The 17443-nt window shown below is 60.2% G+C and carries 10 protein-coding genes and 1 pseudogene; 6 read left to right on the plus strand and 5 right to left on the minus strand.

Going from position 1 to position 17443, the window contains the following annotated elements; all coding sequences use genetic code 11:
* Positions 1 to 117: 117 nt before the first annotated feature.
* The 3 genes and pseudogenes from D3M70_RS15460 to gnd all read right to left on the minus strand — a co-directional run.
* Positions 118 to 936 (minus strand): HAD family hydrolase, encoded by an 819-nt coding sequence (locus D3M70_RS15460; RefSeq protein WP_120126601.1) that lies wholly within the window; start codon positions 934 to 936, stop codon positions 118 to 120.
* Positions 933 to 2454 (minus strand): glucose-6-phosphate dehydrogenase (zwf, locus tag D3M70_RS15465; protein WP_256659860.1); only part of this gene is annotated, 1522 nt, incomplete at its 5' end. The genes D3M70_RS15460 and zwf, both read right to left, overlap by 4 nt.
* A gap of 1 nt (position 2455) precedes the next feature.
* Positions 2456 to 3415: pseudogene (gnd, locus tag D3M70_RS15470) on the minus strand (phosphogluconate dehydrogenase (NAD(+)-dependent, decarboxylating)); the annotation flags it as partial.
* Positions 3416 to 3700: 285 nt separating this feature from the next.
* Between gnd and D3M70_RS31985 the strand changes: the two are divergent.
* Positions 3701 to 3874 carry a DUF6026 family protein gene (locus D3M70_RS31985; RefSeq protein WP_165869811.1) on the plus strand — a complete coding sequence of 58 codons (174 nt, stop codon included), beginning with the start codon at positions 3701 to 3703 and terminating at the stop codon, positions 3872 to 3874.
* A 335-nt stretch (positions 3875 to 4209) separates the two neighbouring features.
* Positions 4210 to 5955: a phosphoethanolamine transferase CptA gene (locus tag D3M70_RS15475; RefSeq protein ID WP_120126604.1), complete on the plus strand. Its 1746-nt coding sequence runs from the start codon at positions 4210 to 4212 to the stop codon at positions 5953 to 5955.
* A 132-nt stretch (positions 5956 to 6087) separates the two neighbouring features.
* Here the strand turns inward: D3M70_RS15475 and D3M70_RS15480 are convergent, their stop codons facing one another.
* On the minus strand, positions 6088 to 7635 hold the full coding sequence (locus D3M70_RS15480) for a TerC family protein (RefSeq protein ID WP_120126605.1): 1548 nt from the start codon (positions 7633 to 7635) through the stop codon (positions 6088 to 6090).
* A gap of 386 nt (positions 7636 to 8021) precedes the next feature.
* Entirely contained in the window at positions 8022 to 8513 is a 492-nt protein-coding gene (locus D3M70_RS15485) for a GNAT family N-acetyltransferase (RefSeq protein ID WP_120126606.1), read from the minus strand.
* A gap of 603 nt (positions 8514 to 9116) precedes the next feature.
* Between D3M70_RS15485 and glgA the strand changes: the two genes are divergently transcribed.
* Genes glgA through D3M70_RS15505 form a run of 4 tightly spaced genes read left to right on the plus strand, consistent with a single transcriptional unit; the run spans position 9117 to position 17434 of the window.
* Positions 9117 to 10703, plus strand: coding sequence for a glycogen synthase GlgA (gene glgA, locus D3M70_RS15490; RefSeq protein ID WP_120126607.1), 1587 nt, complete (start codon positions 9117 to 9119; stop codon positions 10701 to 10703).
* A 26-nt stretch (positions 10704 to 10729) separates the two neighbouring features.
* Positions 10730 to 12544 carry a malto-oligosyltrehalose trehalohydrolase gene (gene treZ / locus D3M70_RS15495; RefSeq protein WP_120126608.1) on the plus strand — a complete coding sequence of 605 codons (1815 nt, stop codon included), beginning with the start codon at positions 10730 to 10732 and terminating at the stop codon, positions 12542 to 12544.
* Positions 12534 to 14639 carry a 4-alpha-glucanotransferase gene (gene malQ / locus D3M70_RS15500; protein WP_120126609.1) on the plus strand — a complete coding sequence of 702 codons (2106 nt, stop codon included), beginning with the start codon at positions 12534 to 12536 and terminating at the stop codon, positions 14637 to 14639. Before treZ ends, malQ begins: the two co-directional genes overlap by 11 nt.
* The gene (locus tag D3M70_RS15505; protein ID WP_256659861.1) at positions 14636 to 17434 is read left to right on the plus strand and encodes a malto-oligosyltrehalose synthase; all 2799 of its coding nucleotides are present in this window, start codon (positions 14636 to 14638) and stop codon (positions 17432 to 17434) included. Before malQ ends, D3M70_RS15505 begins: the two co-directional genes overlap by 4 nt.
* The last annotated feature ends 9 nt before the right edge of the window (positions 17435 to 17443 follow it).

The raw sequence follows: 17443 nt of genomic DNA on the forward strand, positions 1-17443 counted from the left end.
CAGCCGATACCTGTAGCAGCACGGTTTGCCGGCGGTTCTGTGTATCGACCGAAGCATCTGCGTCGGCCAAACCGCAACCGTCGGCAAGCCGTATTGCTACAGGCGGGTGTTATCCATTCAACGCGGCAGAATGTAACGTTCGACGGCCGTCGCCAGTCCATCCTCCAGGTTGCTGCCGGTCACGTAATTGGCCTGGGTCTTCACACCGGTCTCGGCCTGACCCATTGCAATCGACAGCCCTGCGCGCACGAACATGGCCACGTCGTTACCGGCATCGCCGATCGCCGCCGTGTGCGCCAGCGCCACGCCCAGTTCCTCGGACAACGTCTGAAGCGCCGTTCCCTTGTTGGCGTCCAGCGCAGTGACGTCCAGGTAGTAGGACTGCGAGCGCGCCGCCAGTGCCGAATCTGCAATCAGCGGATTGAGCTCGACCTCAAGCCGTTTGAGCAGCTCGAAGTCCTTGCTGGCGGCGACGATCTTGTCGATGCGATCGAGGTAATCCTCGAAATGATCGACCTGGACGAAGTCGTAACCCAGTGTATTGCGCTCATGCTCGACGTAATCCCCTTGCGGATCGAGCAACAGCCACTGATCGTCGGCAAACACCCACACCGACACCTTTTCGCCAGCGAACAGCGCAAGGCTGGTTCGCGCAGCATCGGGGTCGATGCGGTGCGCCTTGAGCAAACTACCGTCGGGATTGATGATGTTGGCCCCATTGAAGGCCACCGTCGGCAGATCGATCCCCAAGGCTTCGATCTGCTGACGCATGGCCCGCGGCGGCCGGCTGCTGGCGATCGAGAAATGAATCCCGGCCGCTCGCAGCTTGCGCACCGCGTCAATGTTGGCCTGACTGAGGCTGTGATCGGGTCGCAGCAGCGTGCCATCGATGTCGGACAACAGAAAGCGGATGAGGGGTTGCGAGGAATCACTCATCCCAGTCGTTGCCAGCTATGACCGTCGCGAGCCAGCAGCTCGTCTGCCCCCGCCGGTCCGTCTTCGCCCGCCTTGTACATCTCCACGTGCGGATCCTTGGCCCAGGCATCGATGAACGGCTGCACCGCTCGCCAGCCGTTCTCGATGTTGTCGGCGCGCTGGAACAAGGTCTGATCACCGGTCAGGCAGTCGTAGATGAGGGTTTCATACCCGGTCGACGGCTGCATCTCGAAGAAGTCCTTGTAGGCAAAGCCCAGCTCGATGGTCTGCATGTCGAGGGTCGGCCCCGGCTTCTTGGCCTGCAGGTCGAACCACATGCCTTCGTCGGGCTGGATCTGGATCTTGAGGAAGTTGGGTTCCACGCGATCCACATCAGTGTCGCGAAACTGTGCGTACGGCGCGGGTTTGAAGCAGATCGCAATCTCCGTGTCCCGCACGCTCATGCGCTTGCCGGTACGCAGGTAGAACGGCACACCGACCCAGCGCCAGTTGTCGATCATGACCTTCAGCGCCACATAGGTTTCCGTGTTGCTGTTCGGGTCGACCCGATCTTCTTCACGGTAACCCGGAACGCTCTTGTCGCCCACGGTGCTTTCGGTGTACTGCCCACGCACGGAGTTGGCCAGTGCTTCCATTTCCGACCAGGGCCGGATAGCGCCCACGACCTTGGCCTTCTCGCCACGAACCGCGTCGGCACCGAAGGCTGCCGGGGGTTCCATGGCGACCATGGCCAGCAGTTGAAACAGGTGATTGGGCACCATGTCTCGCAGCGCGCCGGTGGTTTCATAGAAACTGCCGCGGGTTTCGACGCCCACGGTTTCCGCTGCGGTGATCTGCACGTGATCGATGTAGTGATTGTTCCAGAACGACTCGAACAGACCGTTGGAAAAACGGCTGACCAGAATGTTCTGCACCGTTTCCTTGCCCAGATAATGGTCGATCCGGTAAATCTGTTTCTCGCTCATCACCTTCAGCAAGCAATTGTTCAGCGCCACTGCACTGGGCAAGTCATGGCCGAACGGCTTCTCGATCACCACGCGACGGAAAAATTCGTCGCCTTCGACCATCAGCCCCGACGAACCGAGGCGCTTGGTCACTTCACTGAAGAAACGTGGCGCGGTCGCCAGGTAGAACACGGCATTCTGCGTGCCGGTACTCTTGATCTTCGCGTCGATGTCCGCGTACGTGGAATCGTCGAGAAAATCACCTGTGATGTAAGTGATGCGTTTGGAAAGGCTGCCCCACAGCGCCGGGTCCAGAGGCTCTTCCCCGCCCTGGGCGACTTTGTTGGCCGCCTCTTGACGAATGAAGTCCTCCAGCTTTTTGGCGAAATCGGCATCGCTGACGGTGTTGTGGTCAACGCCGACGATGTGCAGGTTCTCGCCAACCAGTCCGTCACGGAACAGGTTATAGAGGGCCGGCATCAACAGCCGTTTGACCAGATCGCCATGGGCGCCGAACAGGAACAGCGTGGTCGCCGGAGCGACCGGAGCCTTTTGCTTGCTGCGGGACAAACCCNGCCGTATGTGCTTTGTTGACGGGAGCGAAAGCGAGCGAACAGAGAAGTCGACAGCACCGGAACCGGTACGGCCTGCTCCATGGCAGCTTCGATGGTCCAGCGGCCTTCACCGCTGTCGGCCACGGAGCCCGAATAGGCGTTGAGTTGCGGGTCGGTGGCCAGCGCGTCGGCGGTCAGGTCCAGCAACCAGGAGGAAACCACGCTGCCGCGACGCCAGACTTCAGCGATATCGCCCAGGTTGAGATCGAAGCGCTGATCTTCCGGCAAGTTGTCCGAGTTCTTGGTCTTGAGAATGTCGAAGCCTTCGGCGAAGGCCTGCATCATTCCGTACTCGATGCCGTTGTGGATCATCTTGACGAAGTGACCGGCGCCCGGAGGGCCGGCATGGATATAACCTTGCTCGGCACGCGGATCGGCATCCTTGGCGCGGTCTTTGGTGCGCGGGATGGTGCCGATGCCGGGTGCCAGGGTCTTGAACAGCGGATCCAGACGATTCACGACCTCGGTTTCACCGCCGATCATCATGCAGTAGCCACGCTCCAGCCCCCAGACGCCGCCGGAGGTACCGACGTCGACGTAGTGCAGGCCTTTTTCCTGTAGCGCGTGGGAGCGACGAACGTCGTCCTTATAGAACGTGTTGCCGCCGTCGATGATTACATCGTCTTTGTCGAGCAGGTCGGCCAAGGTATCGATCGTGTCTTCTGTTGGAGCGCCAGCAGGCAACATCACCCAGACGGCTCGCGGCTTTTCCAGTGCGGCCACCAGTGACTTGAGGTCATTGGCTGGCGTCGAACCTTCATTGGCGAGGTTGGTGCGAGACTGCTCATCGCGATCATAGACCACAGTGGTGTGGCCATTGAGCATCAGTCGACGTGCGATGTTGCCGCCCATGCGGCCTAGTCCAACAATCCCGAGTTGCATGTAGAGGTGCTCCTTAATTCGTAAACAGGGGTGCCTCATTTTATAGCCCAGTGCCGCATATTGGGTTAGTCCGGGGAGGCAAACGAAGGTTTCCCGGTGAAATTAGTTTCATGTTCAGTGACACAGAGGCGTCAAGACTGCCCTATGACGCCGGATTACGCGATCAAGAAACGTTCGCGACATTAAAAAATAAAAAAGTTCCCTTTTCCCACAAAAGAAATCAGAATTCGCGCCGATAGAGGTAGGAGCACAGACAAGTCGGGTCGCGATGGTGTCATTGCTTGAACCTTACGAAGTTGAATCCCGCCATTTGCGAGGTGAGCAATGGGCACAGTACTACCAGCAAGCGTTCCACAAACTTTGTACGTCACCGTTCGTCGCGACGAGCTGAGCCAGCTCCGGGCAGAACGTGACCAGCTGCAGAAGAAAGTCGCTCAATTGACGATGATGTTGCAGCACGCACAGCTCGCCGCCCCCGGCAACGCGTTGCAAGCCTGAGACCCCCGCCGATGCGTGAACCATGGCAAGCCCGACCAGTGGCTTGCCCCTGAAATACCCCCTCCCCGATCGAATTCGACGTGTGGATGCTATCGCCGGCGTCGCTCATCGTCGGACCAGACACATCCTGTAATGTTCCTGTCGCTTGAAAAATAGCAATTGTGTGCTTTTAGACACGGTTCTGACATTCGACTCACATTTTTTTCACCTGCTGATCACCATACTCCCGCCCCTCTGTGAAACGTCGGCCGGGCAAGCCCTGCCCGCTGATCGTCCCTCACGCTAGACGACGCGGCTGCCCTGGCCGCTCGACGGATCCACTGCTGGAGCGCCTGATGGCAACAACAAAACGGAGCACCACGACTCCGAAAGGTTTCGACTGGACCGGCCTGATCTGGCTGTTCGTATTCTTCTGGTACTTTTCCGGTATCACCCAACTGCTGATTCAGCTGACCGGCATCACCGGCTTTGCAGGCTTTCGCCAGGCGTTCGTGATGAGCGGCATCTGGCTGGCCCCCATGCTGCTGTTCCCCAACAAAACCCGGATCATGGCCGCCGTGATCGGCGTCGTGCTGTGGGCCTGCTCGATGGCCAGCCTGGGCTACTTCTTCATCTATCAGCAAGAATTCTCCCAGAGCGTCATCTTCATCATGTTCGAATCGAACGTGTCCGAAGCAGGCGAATACATGACCCAGTACTTCGCCTGGTGGATCGTGCTGGCCTTCCTTGCCCACACCGCCTTCGCGATTTTCCTCTGGACCCGTCTGCGTCCGGTTTACCTGCCGCGCGGCCGAGCATGGGTCACCGCCGTCGCATTGCTGGTCGCGATCATCGGCTATCCCCTGGCAAAACAGATGGCGCGTCACGATGACCTGGCCTCAGGGCTGGAAGCGTTCGAGTCGCGGATAGAGCCCGCGGTGCCGTGGCAGATGCTGGTCGCTTACCATCGCTACACCCAGCAGCTGGACAACATGCAAGGCATGCTCACCGCCAGCAGCAATATTGCCCCCCTGAAAAACCTCAAGGATCAACAGGCCAATCTGCCGACCACGCTGGTTCTGGTGATCGGCGAGTCGACCAACCGCGGCCGCATGCATCTATATGGCTACCCACGCCAGACCACGCCGAACCTGGATGCCATGAAAGACCAGTTGCAGGTGTTCAACAATGTCATCACCCCGCGCCCCTACACCATTGAGGCGCTGCAACAGGTTCTGACATTCGCCGACGAAGAGAACCCTGACCTCTACCTGAAGACGCCGTCCATCGTCAGCGTCATGAAACAGGCCGGATACAAGACCTTCTGGATCACCAACCAGCAGACCATGACCAAGCGCAACACCATGCTCACGACCTTTTCCGAACAGGCCGACGAGCAGGTCTATCTGAACAACAACCGCAACCAGAACGCCCGTCAGTACGACGGCGACGTGCTCGAACCGTTTTCCAAGGCGCTCACCGATGCGGCGCCGCGCAAGCTGATCGTCGTGCACCTCTTGGGTACACACATGAGCTATCAATACCGCTATCCCCAGGAATTCGCGAAGTTCTCCGGCCGCGACGGCGTGCCCGCCGCCGTCGACGACAGCAAGCTCGATCTTTACAACAGCTATGACAACGCGGTGCTGTACAACGACTTCGTGGTGTCCAGCCTGATCAAGGAGTATGGCAAGGCCGATCCGAACGGCTTCCTGCTGTACCTCTCCGACCATGGCGAGGACGTCTACGACTCGCCGAGCCGTGACGTGCTGGGGCGCAACGAGGCCAAGCCGACGATCCCGATGTACACGGTGCCGTTCATTGCTTACGCCTCACCCAAGTGGCGCGAGACCCACGACTGGAATTTCGACAGCATTCACAACCGCCCGTACACCAGTTCCAACCTGATTCACACCTGGGCGCAACTGGCCGGATTGAGCTTTGACGAGCTGGACACCACCAAGAGCCTGGTCAGTCTGGATTTCAAGGCGCGTCCGCGCATGATTGGCGACCCCTACGCGCAAAAGGGCCTGAGTGACTTTGCGATGATGGAAAAGACCGCCAAGCAAACAGAAGCCGCTCCGGAAGTGGCGTTGAAATAACCCCGCAGCGCAATCTGTGACACAGCGACCCGCGACACGATATTCTGCGACACAACAAGAAGGCCTGCGCAATGCAGGCCTTCTTGTTTTGGGAGGTAGCAACCGTTCTGACGCCGTGGCAAACGCTGAAACTCAGACCTTGCGCAACAACACCCGCGTCACCCGGCGCTCCTGCACTTGAACCACCCTCATGCGCCAGCCCTCCCATTGCAGCTCATCGCCAATGGCTGGCAGCCGATCCAGCAGGCTCATCACCAGCCCCGCCAAGGTCTGATATTCATCGCAGGCACGCGCCTTGAAACCGATGCGCTCGCGCAGGTGGGTCAGGTTCATGGCGGCGTTGACCAGCACACCTTCGCCCTCCTCGACCAGATCCGGGCCATCGATCTCGCTGGCGTCGGGTAACTCACCGGCGATGGATTCCAGAATGTCGGTCATGGTCAGGATGCCGACGAAGTCCCCGAACTCGTTGACAACGAAGGCAATGTGCGTGGACTTTGCGCGCATCTGATCCAGCGCGTTGAGGATCGAGAACGTCTCCAACAGGTTGATCGCCGTGCGCGTGAGGTGTTCAAGGTTAAGCTGACTACCGGCCAACAACCCATTGAGCAACTCTTTCTTGTGCACGAACCCCAACGGTTCCTCGCCTCGCCCTGAACGAATCAGTGGCAATCGGGAGTAGGAGGACGCCATCAACTGCTGACGGATGATTGCCTCATCGTCTGCCAGATCGATCATGTCGACATCCGTGCGTGCCGTCATGACACTGCGAATCGGCCGCTGCGCCAGTTGCAGCACGCCGCTGATCATCACCCGTTCACGACGGTCAAAAACCGCGCCTTCCGCATCGCCATCGAGCATGTCGACGATGTCCTCGCCCACTTCCTCGACACCCGGCTTGCGCCCACCCAGCAAACGCAGAACCGCATGGGCCATGCGCTCTCGCCGGGGAAGATTGCCCTTCAGACTGCGTTTGCGCCGCGAGCGCGCCACCTGGTTGAACACTTCGATGAGGATCGAGAAGCCAATGGCCGCATACAGGTAGCCCTTGGGAATATGAAACCCCAGGCCATCGGCGGTCAGGCTAAAGCCGATCATCATCAAGAAGCCCAGACACAACATGATGACGGTCGGGTGAGCGTTGACGAACGCGGTCAAGGGTTTGCTGGCGACGATCATGATGCCAATTGAGAAAATCACGGCGATCATCATGATCGATAGCTCATCGACCATGCCGACGGCGGTGATCACCGCGTCCAGCGAGAAGACTGCGTCGAGCACCACGATCTGCGCGACGATCGGCCAGAACAGAGCGTAAGTCGCGCTGCCCGATTGCTGGGTGACATGGCCCTCCAGCCGTTCATGCAACTCCATGGTCGCCTTGAACAGCAGGAAAATACCGCCGAAGAGCATGATCAGATCGCGCCCGGAGAAACTTTTCTCGAAGACGTCGAACAGCGGCTCGGTCAGCGTGACCATCCAGGAAATACTCGCCAGCAGGCCCAGGCGCATGATCAGCGCCAACGACAGCCCCAGCACGCGTGCCCGGTCTCGCTGCTCCGGGGGCAGCTTGTCGGCAAGGATGGCGATGAACACCAGGTTATCGATGCCCAGCACCAGTTCGAGCACGATCAGCGTCAACAGGCCAAGCCACGCCGTCGGATCCGCAAGCCATTCCATGCTTCAGTTCTTCCCGTTCAGTGGTGATTTCACAGGCGCGACAAATCCCGGCCCACGTGAGTGGGGGCCGTGACGGTTGAGCATCTGGATGGGAAAGCGCATTTCAACGCCGGGGCGTGTGCGGGAGGGATCGGCGTTCAGACAGCGGGATCGACGACTGGGAGGTTCCAGTGAGAGTGACATGGGTGTCCTGAATTCAATACGGGAGGCGATCCTACCGCGCGCATGGAAGCGTCTTACAGGACATAACTGTTACAAATATTTTGGCAGGTGCTGCCGGGGCAACAGTCGATACGATTTCTGTAGCAGCCCGGCTCGCCGGCGGTGGCGTCTGGATGATCGCTGCCACCGGCAAGCCGAACGGCTACAGAATGTGGCGACGCGGATTACAACGCCTTCTGCCAGAACAGCGCCCGTCCCATCTGCGGGTCGAGTTGATAATCGGAGAAACCCAGCTTCTCGTAGGCGCCCTGGGCAACCTTGTTGCCTTCCAGCACTTCAAGGGTGATCTTGCAGCAGCCGCGCTGGCGGGCGATTTCTTCGACCTTGCCCAGCATCTTCTGGCTGATCCCCTGGCCTCGAGCGGACGCTATGACCACCACGTCGTGAACGTTGACCAGCGGACGGCAGACAAACGTGGAGAAACCTTCGAAGCAGTTGACCAGCCCGACCGGCTCGCCGGCGATGAAGGCCAGGACGCTGAAGGCATGGGGCCTCTTGGCCAGTTCGATCGCCAACTGCTGGCGGGTGTCCATGGACAGCGACTCGCCGCCGCCCATGGCGTCTTCAGCGTATTGATTGAGCAGGAAACCGATGGCTTCAGCGTGAACCGGATTGCTATAGCTGGCCTGCAGGACCAGCACCTCAGGGGCTTGCATTGACTTCCTCTACAACTCGGGGGGTAACAGGCAGTGGCGGAACCTGACCGACTGCCGCGTGACGGGGATTCTAACGTGAGCCGCACCAAAATATCCCGATACAAAAGTCGGAATTTTCCGAATCCGCACAAGAATCGGTCTCTGCTGCACCGAGAAAAGGCGACGCCATTTACTTCGTGACTGACCGGTCGCGAAAAGCGCACGACCCGCTATGCTCTCCGAGCCGCACTGGTTTGATTGTCGAACAATCCGACCAGCGGCACTAAACGTGATTTCGAGGTAAATCGTGCGCCAGAACGGCGCGTTCTATGGTCATGGGGTTTTTGTAGCGCGATGAAAATTTTCCTACAAAAAGCAGCCATCCCGCACGCCAGACATTTCCGTGAAAAAAAGTCGAAACTTCTACAAATGCCCTGGGTCAGCACATTAGAGCGCCTATGCTATTGGTTGAAGCCCGAGCAGAGGCCGCTTTCACCCTGTCCTTCACTATGCAGTCGGTAAATGGGTATCGATCTTGCGTAGGTCTTGTGTGCCTGGCCATAGGACATGGCCAATTACAACTCAAGTGCTGTACCAACACTGCGTATCGAATGGGAGAAAACGATGATTAGTGCCGCTGTCAAAACCCAGAAGGGAGAGAGTTTTAATCAGCCGGCCAGCGAGCTGACCCATCTGCCGGTCTTCGCAACGACGAGCGCACCTGTGCTGCAACTGCCTCCTGTCCAACCAGGCATGTCGATGGCCAACAGGAAAAAAATCCTGTTCGTGACATCGGAAATGGCCGATCTGGTGAAAACCGGCGGTCTGGGCGATGTGTCTGCTGCACTGCCGCGCGCCATGCGCCACCTGCACGATGTACGCGTGCTGATTCCCGGCTACCCACAGGTCATCAATAGCGGAAACCCGATTCACATCATCAGTGAACTGAGCGGGCATGCCGCACTGCCTCCCTGCAAGATCGGCCGTATGGACATGAAAGACGGTCTGGTCATTTATGTGCTGATCTGCCCGGAGCTGTACGAGCGCGAAGGCACGCCGTATGGCGACAATCACGGCCGTGACTGGTCGGACAACCACATTCGCTTTGCCCGTCTGGGTCTGGCGGCTGCCGACTTCGCGGCGGGCGCGGTGAAAACCCAGTGGTGCCCGGAACTGGTCCACGCCCATGACTGGCCAGCGGGCCTGGCCCCTGCCTACATGAAGTGGCGCGGTCAGACCACGCCGACCATCTTCACCATCCACAACCTGGCGTACCAGGGTTTCGTGAGCACGGCGTCGAGCCGTGAACTGGGGATCCCGGATGAAGCGCTGGGGCCGGACGGCATGGAGTTCTACGGTCGGTTGTCTTTCATCAAGGCGGGCATGGCGTACGCGAGCCACATCACCACGGTGAGTGCGACTTACGCCAAGGAAATCACCACCGCCGATTTTGGCTGCGGGCTGGAAGGCTTTCTGCAAAGCAAGGCCAATCGCGGCCAACTGAGCGGGATCCCGAACGGCATCGACGAAAGCTGGGATGCGGCCACCGATGAACACCTGATCTGCCGTTTTGCGCCCAATGAATGGACGCGCAAGGAGATCAACGCCGATCACGTGCGCGAACTGTTCGAACTCGAGCCTTCCACCGGCCCACTGTTCGCCGTCGTTTCGCGACTGGTCTACCAAAAGGGCCTGGACCTGACCATCGGCGTGGCCGAGCACATTGTCGACAACGGTGGACAGATCGCGATCATCGGTCGCGGCGAACCGGACGAAGAAGACGCCATGCGCGCCCTCGCTGCCCGTTTTCCCGGTCAGATCAGCGTTCGCGTCGGCTTCAACGAAACCGATGCGCGACGCATGTTCGCCGGCAGCGACTTTCTGCTGATGCCGTCGCGTTACGAGCCTTGTGGCCTGAGCCAGATGTACGCCCAGCGCTTCGGCTCGCTGCCGGTGGCCCGTCGTACCGGCGGTCTGGCGGACACGATCGAAGATGGTTGCACCGGGTTCCTGTTCGACGAATCGACTGTGGAAAGCTACACCGAAGCGCTGACCCGTGCATTCAAGGTCTACGCCAATCCACCGCTGCTCAACGCCATGCGTTGCCGCGCCATGGCTGCCCCGTTCGACTGGCACAAGGCGGTCGAACCCTATGCCGATCTGTATCAGGAACTGTTGAAGAAGAACGTGGGCGCTGCGCTGCAATACTGATTCATGAACTGAAAAAGGGGTAACGGATGCCTTCGCGCACGGATGAGAACTGGCGCCACGGCGCCGTCTTGCTGGATTCCGAACACACTCGGTTCGCCCTTTGGGCGCCGGATGCCGATTACGTCAGCGTCGAGATAGAGGACGGGCCGTCACGGGCCCTTCTGCCGCAGAAAGACGGCTGGTTTGTCCTCGAAACACGATGCCCGGCGGGCACGCGATACCGCTACAAAATCGACGAAGACCTTCTGGTACCTGACCCGGCGTCCCGGGCTCAGGTCAGCGAGGTGCATGGTCACAGCCTGGTCGTCGATCACAACGCCTATCAATGGCAAACCGCTGACTGGAGCGGCAGGCCCTGGCATGAAGCGGTCATCTATGAATTGCATGTTGGCGCACTCGGCGGTTTCGTCGGGGTGGAACAGCACCTGCAACGCCTGGCCGAAACGGGCATAACCGCTATCGAACTGATGCCCATCGCGCAATTCCCCGGGCAACGCAACTGGGGCTATGACGGTGTGCTGCCTTACGCGCCGCAATCCTCCTACGGCACGCCGGATCAGCTCAAGCACCTGATCGATACCGCTCACGGCCTGGGCCTGATGGTGATTCTCGACGTGGTTTACAACCACTTCGGCCCGGACGGCAATTACCTCGGCACCTACGCCAAGCATTTTTTCCGTAGCGACAAAAAGACGCCGTGGGGGGATGCCATCGATTTTCGTCGTCGCGAGGTGCGTGACTTCTTCATCGACAACAGCTTGATGTGGTTGCTGGATTACCGCTTCGATGGCCTGCGTTTCGACGCTGTTCACGCCATCGAGGACCCGACCTTTCTGCAGGAACTCGCGCAGCGGGTACGGCAACAGGTCCCTCAGAGCCGTCATGTGTGGCTGACGCTGGAGAACGAATTCAACGAAGCGAGCCGGATCGATCAGGGTTACGACGCGCAGTGGAACGATGACGGCCACAATACGTTGCATGTGCTGCTCACCGGCGAAACCGACGCCTATTACACCGACTTCGCCGAGCAATCGACGCACAAACTGGCGCGTCTGTTAGGCGAGGGTTTCGTTTATCAGGGCGAATCCACCCGCCACGGTCACGCTCGCGGAGAGCCGAGCGCGCATTTGCCGCCCACGGGGTTCGTGCTGTTTCTGCAGAACCACGACCAGATCGGCAATCGCGCACTGGGAGAGCGCCTGGTGCAGCTGTGCCCGCCTGAAGCGTTGCGCGCCGCCACCGCGTTGTTGCTGTTGTCGCCGATGATCCCGCTGATGTTCATGGGGGACGAATGGGGCGCCAGCGAGCCGTTCCTGTTCTTCACTGATTTCCACGATGAGCTGGCCGATGCCGTGCGTGAGGGGCGTCGCGGCGAGTTCGCCGATTTCGCCGCCTTCGCCGACCCGGAAAAGCGCAAGCGCATTCCCGACCCCAACGCCGTGCAGACCTTTGAGGCGTCACGTCCAGCGGTGGATGCCCTGTATCTGGAAACCGATACCGGCCAGGACCATCGCAACTGGCAAGCGTTCTACCAGGAGTTGCTGCGCATACGTCAGAACGAGATTTTCCCACGGCTGCAAGGGGCCGAGGCGCTGGGGGCTGACGTATTGGCGGACAAGGCGGTGAGCGCGCGCTGGAAGATGGGTGATGGCAGCACGCTGCGCATCGACCTCAACCTGAGTGCCCATGCGGTGCAGATCGATAAGCACCGCGTGCAGCACGTTCTTCATGAATCCCGTCCAAAATCGGCCGAACTTTCCCAAAGCGGCAGCCTCAATCCATACACGGCCATTGTCAGCCTGATATCGAGTGACGTTGTGGAGGAACAGGATGAGCAATGAGCAACTGGAAATGCTGGCGGCCGAGGCGGGACTGTCGGTCGACTGGAAGGACGCCAACGCACGACCGCAACGGGTCAGCCCCGAAGTGCTGCGCAAGGTCCTCGACGGACTGGGTTACCCGGCCGAAAACGATGAACAGATCAGCACCAGCCTCAAGCGTCTGCAAGACCAGAGCCTGTCCACCACGCCTCCGCCGCTGCTGACCGTCGATCACGGCAGCAACCTTGACCTGTCTGCCTGGTTCAAACCGCAAACACCCTTTGTGCTGGAACTGGAAGACGGTTCGCGGCTGGATGCGAAACTGACCACAAATGCCGAACTGCCCGCGCTCGCGACGGTGGGCTATCAGCAGTTGGCAATCGACGGCCAGCACCTGACCATCGCCGTCGCCCCGAAAACCGCTTACTCGCTGGCCATGGCCGCCGATACCAGCGTGCCGCGCGCCTGGGGGCTGACGCTTCAACTGTATTACCTGCGCCGCGAAGGCGACGGCGGATTCGGCGACACGCAGGCCCTCGAAACCTTCGCTCGCTCGGCGGGCGAACGCGGGGCAGCGGCGATCGCGATCAGCCCTGTCCACGCCATGTTCGCCAATGACAGCGAGCGTTTCAGCCCGTATTCCCCTTCCAGCCGTCTGTTCCTCAACGCGCTGTACGCCGCACCCGGCGCGATCCTTGGCGAGCGCGCCGTGCGCATGGCGATTGATGAAACCGGCCTTGGCGATGAACTCAAGCGTCTGGAAGCCCTGCCCTTGATCGACTGGCCCGCTGCGGCCGCCGCCAAATGGAAAATCTTCCGCTCGCTCTATGCCTCTTTCATCGGCAGCGGCCATCCGTTGCACGAAGACTTCAACAGCTTCCGCCACGCCGGCGGCGAAGCGCTGGAAAACCATTGCCGCTTCGAAGCGCTGCGTGATGAAGGCGAAAAACTCGGTATCGGCGGTAATTGGCATGAATGGCCCGAGCAATACAAAAATCCCCGGAGCAAGGCCATCGAGGAGTTCGCCGCCAGCCACGGCGAGCAGATCGGCTTTCACGCCTTTGCCCAGTGGTTGATCGCTCGCGGCCTTGAACGCGCCCAGACCGCAGCGCGCAGCAGCGGAATGAGCATCGGCCTGATCGGCGACCTCGCCGTAGGTGCCGATGGCGCAGGCAGTCAAGCCTGGAGCCGTCAGGACGAGTTGCTGTCGGCGCTGACGGTGGGTGCGCCGCCCGACATCCTTAATCGCTCGGGGCAAAGTTGGGGCATCTCGGCGTTCTCCCCTACGGGTCTGAAACGCAACGGTTTTCGTGCCTTCATCGAAATGCTGCGTGCCAACTTCGCCCACGCCGGTGGCCTGCGCATCGATCACGTAATGGGTTTGCAGCGGCTGTGGGTCGTGCCGCTGGGCTCGCCGGCCAGTGAAGGCGCTTACTTGAATTACCCGCTGGACGACATGCTGCGCCTGCTGTGTCTGGAGTCCTGGCGGCACAAGGCCGTGGTACTCGGCGAGGACCTGGGCACGGTCCCTGAAGGCCTGCACGAGAAGCTCTCGGCGCGGCAGATTCTCGGCATGCGTGTGCTGCTGTTCGAACAGGACAACGGCCACTTCAAACCGATCATGAAATGGTCGGACGATGCTTTGGCCACCACCAGCACCCACGACTTGCCGACCCTCACCGGCTGGCTGACCGAGCTGGATATTGACTGGAACAAGACCCTGGGCCATATCGACGATGACACCGAACGCCACTGGCGCGAGGGCCGTGAGCGTGAGCGTCAGGGCCTGCGCGCTGCGCTCAAGCAGAACTACCCCATGCACGACAACCCTGACAGTGAAGGCAGTAAAGCTGCTAAAGAAAGGAATGACAGCGACCTCATCGACGGCAGCGTGCGCTATCTGGGCCACACCCGTGCGCCCTTGGTGCTGCTGCCCATCGAGGACGCACTGGGCGTCGAGGAGCAGGCCAACCTGCCGGGCACCATCGACAGTCATCCCAACTGGCGTCGACGGCTGCCAGGAGACAGCGGCGCCTTGCTGGACGACCCCAATGCCGCACGCCGTCTGGAGATCCTCGCCGCAGCACGTCAGCAGGCAGCGGAGCGTGATCAATGAATCAGGTTGCCCATCCAATGCTTAAATCGCTGCGTGCCACTCAACGTCTGCAATTTCACAAAGACTTTACCCTCGATGACGCGACGAAGCTGGTCCCCTATTTCGCGAAACTGGGGATCAGTCACCTGTATGCCTCGCCGCTGCTCAAGGCACGTGCAGGCTCGATGCACGGCTATGACGTGGTCGACCCACGTCTGATCAACCCCGAACTGGGCGGCGAGCCGGCGCTGCGCCGTCTGGTGGCAGCCCTTCGCGAACATGGCATGGGGCTGATTCTGGACATCGTCTCCAATCACATGGCCGTCGGAGGCGCTGACAACCCGTGGTGGCTCGATCTGCTGGAATGGGGCCAGCGCAGTCCCTACGCGAAGTTCTTCGACATCCAGTGGAACTCCCCCGACCCGCTGCTCAAAGGCCAGTTGCTGCTGCCCTTCCTCAGCACCGATTACGGCACGGTGTTGCAGAACGGCGAAGTGCCGCTGCGCTTCGATCCTGAGCACGGCAGTTTCCGCGTCGAGCATTATCAGCATCACTTCCCGATCAATCCGGGCACCTATGCGCCGCTGCTCAATGCCGCGAAACGGCCCGAGCTGGACGAACTGGCGCAACGCTTCGCCCAGTTGGACGAGTTTCCCCAGGCCTACGAGCGCGCGCGTCAGGCCAAGGCCGAGCTGGTGGAATTGCTCAAGACCCATCCCGACCTGACCCGGGCCATCGAAAGTGGACTTGCGCTGTTCGATTCGCGCAACCCCGAAGGCTTCAAGCGACTGCACCAGTTGCTGGAACATCAGGATTATCGCCTCGCCAGCTGGCGCACCGCGGGAGACGACATCAACTGGCGGCGCTTCTTCGACATCAACGAACTGGGCGGTCTGAAGGTCGAGCGTTCGCAGGTGTTCGAGGCCACTCACGGCAAGATTTTCGAACTGATCGCCGAGGGCCTGGTGGACGGTCTGCGCATTGACCACATCGATGGTCTGGCCGACCCGCGCGGGTACTGCCGCAAGCTTCGACGCCGGGTCGACAGCCTGTTGAAACGACGTCCCGCCGGCACCGAGATTGCGCACCTGCCGATCTTCGTCGAGAAGATCCTGGGCGCTGACGAGCAATTGCGCAAAGACTGGAACGTCGACGGCACCACTGGCTATGAATTCATGAACCAGGTGTCGCTGTTGCAGCACGATCCGAAAGGGGAAGCCGTCCTCGGTGAACTCTGGAGCCAAATCAGCGGACGCACCGCCGATTTCAATCTCGAGGTGCTCGAGGCCCGCGATCTGGTGCTGCATGGCAGCCTGGCGGGAGACTTCGAGAATCTGGCCCAGTCACTGTTGCAAGTGGCCCGCAGCGACGTGATGAGCCGTGACCTGACCCTGGGCGCCATACGGCGGGCGCTGCTGGCGCTGGTCAGCAATTTCCCGGTCTACCGCACCTACATCACCGCTTGCGGACGTTCGCAAGAAGACGAGCGATTCTTCCAGCAGGCCATGGCCGGCGCACGAGACATGCTCAGCGAAGGCGACTGGCCGGTGCTCGATTATCTACAGCGCTGGCTCGGCGGCGAGCGCCTGCGCGACTACCCCAGCGGACCCCTGCGGGAGATGCGCCGCAAAGCCCACAACCGCTTCCAGCAACTGACCTCGCCGGTGGCCGCCAAGTCGGTGGAAGACACCTCGTTCTATCGCTCGGCGGTGTTGCTTTCGCGCAACGACGTTGGCTTTCACCCGCAACATTTCAGTGCACCGGTGGAGGATTTTCATCAGGTCTGCATCGAACGCGGTGCAAGCTTCCCCGACAACCTGCTGACCACCGCCACCCACGATCACAAGCGCGGCGAAGACACCCGCACGCGCTTGGCGGTGCTCAGCGAAAACGCCGACTGGTACGCTGAACAGGTCGAACGCTGGCAGCAACTTTCGGCTCCGCTGAAGACCGGGGAAACCGTGATCGGCGCCGGTGACGAGTTGATGCTTTATCAAGCGATTCTGGGCAGTTGGCCCTTTGCGCTGGAGGGCGAGGAGGCCTTCGAGGCGTACGCCAAACGGCTCACGCAGTGGCAGGAAAAAGCCCTGCGTGAAGCCAAGCTGCACAGCAGCTGGAGCGCGCCGAACGAAGCGTATGAAACCGCCTGCCGCACGTTTCTGCAAAGCCTGCTGCTGAGCCCGGACGCCGTTGCATTGCGTCAGTCCATCGGTGCCACGGCCAATCGCATCGCCCCTGCCGGCGCCTTGAACAGTCTGGCGCAAACTTTGCTGCGAATGACGGTGCCCGGTGTTCCTGATCTGTATCAGGGCACTGAGTTCTGGGACTTCAGCCTGGTGGATCCGGACAACCGTCGTCCGGTGGATTACCCCGCACGGGAACGCGCGCTGCGTGAATCCACGCCCCTCACCGAGTTGCTTGCCCACTGGCAGGACGGCCGGATCAAACAGGCATTGATCGCGCAGGTGCTCATGCTGCGCAATCAATACCCCGCGTTGTTCAGTGAAGGTCGATATCAACCGCTGGAGGTGATCGGCGATCGCGCCGCTCATGTCATGGCATTTGCCCGGGAAAGGGAGGATATGCGGGCTATTGTTGTGGTTCCACGTTTGCCGGCTGAACTATTGGGCACCGCGCAAACTCCATTCATCAACGCAGCACATTGGGGCGATACACGAATCATCCTGCCGTTCGCTGATTCAGATCCAAATTGGAAGGGACTTTTTTCACAGACTACAGTCACAACCAACAAGGAATTGTCGCTCAGCGCAGCGCTCAAGGAATTTTCTGTAAACCTGCTTATTCAAACCTTGTAACACCTGGGA

The organism is Pseudomonas sp. LS-2 (assembly GCF_003605735.1).
In the GTDB taxonomy this organism is placed as follows: Bacteria; Pseudomonadota; Gammaproteobacteria; order Pseudomonadales; family Pseudomonadaceae; genus Aquipseudomonas.

Coding starts and splice junctions, on each gene's coding strand:
- glgA (WP_120126607.1), top strand. CDS start 9,117: ATGATTAGTGCCGCTGTCAAAACCCAGAAGGGAGAGAGTTTTAATCAG.
- D3M70_RS15505 (WP_256659861.1), top strand. CDS start 14,636: ATGAATCAGGTTGCCCATCCAATGCTTAAATCGCTGCGTGCCACTCAA.
- D3M70_RS15475 (WP_120126604.1), top strand. CDS start 4,210: ATGGCAACAACAAAACGGAGCACCACGACTCCGAAAGGTTTCGACTGG.
- treZ (WP_120126608.1), top strand. CDS start 10,730: ATGCCTTCGCGCACGGATGAGAACTGGCGCCACGGCGCCGTCTTGCTG.
- malQ (WP_120126609.1), top strand. CDS start 12,534: ATGAGCAATGAGCAACTGGAAATGCTGGCGGCCGAGGCGGGACTGTCG.
- D3M70_RS15460 (WP_120126601.1), bottom strand. CDS start 936: ATGAGTGATTCCTCGCAACCCCTCATCCGCTTTCTGTTGTCCGACATC.
- D3M70_RS31985 (WP_165869811.1), top strand. CDS start 3,701: ATGGGCACAGTACTACCAGCAAGCGTTCCACAAACTTTGTACGTCACC.
- D3M70_RS15485 (WP_120126606.1), bottom strand. CDS start 8,513: ATGCAAGCCCCTGAGGTGCTGGTCCTGCAGGCCAGCTATAGCAATCCG.
- D3M70_RS15480 (WP_120126605.1), bottom strand. CDS start 7,635: ATGGAATGGCTTGCGGATCCGACGGCGTGGCTTGGCCTGTTGACGCTG.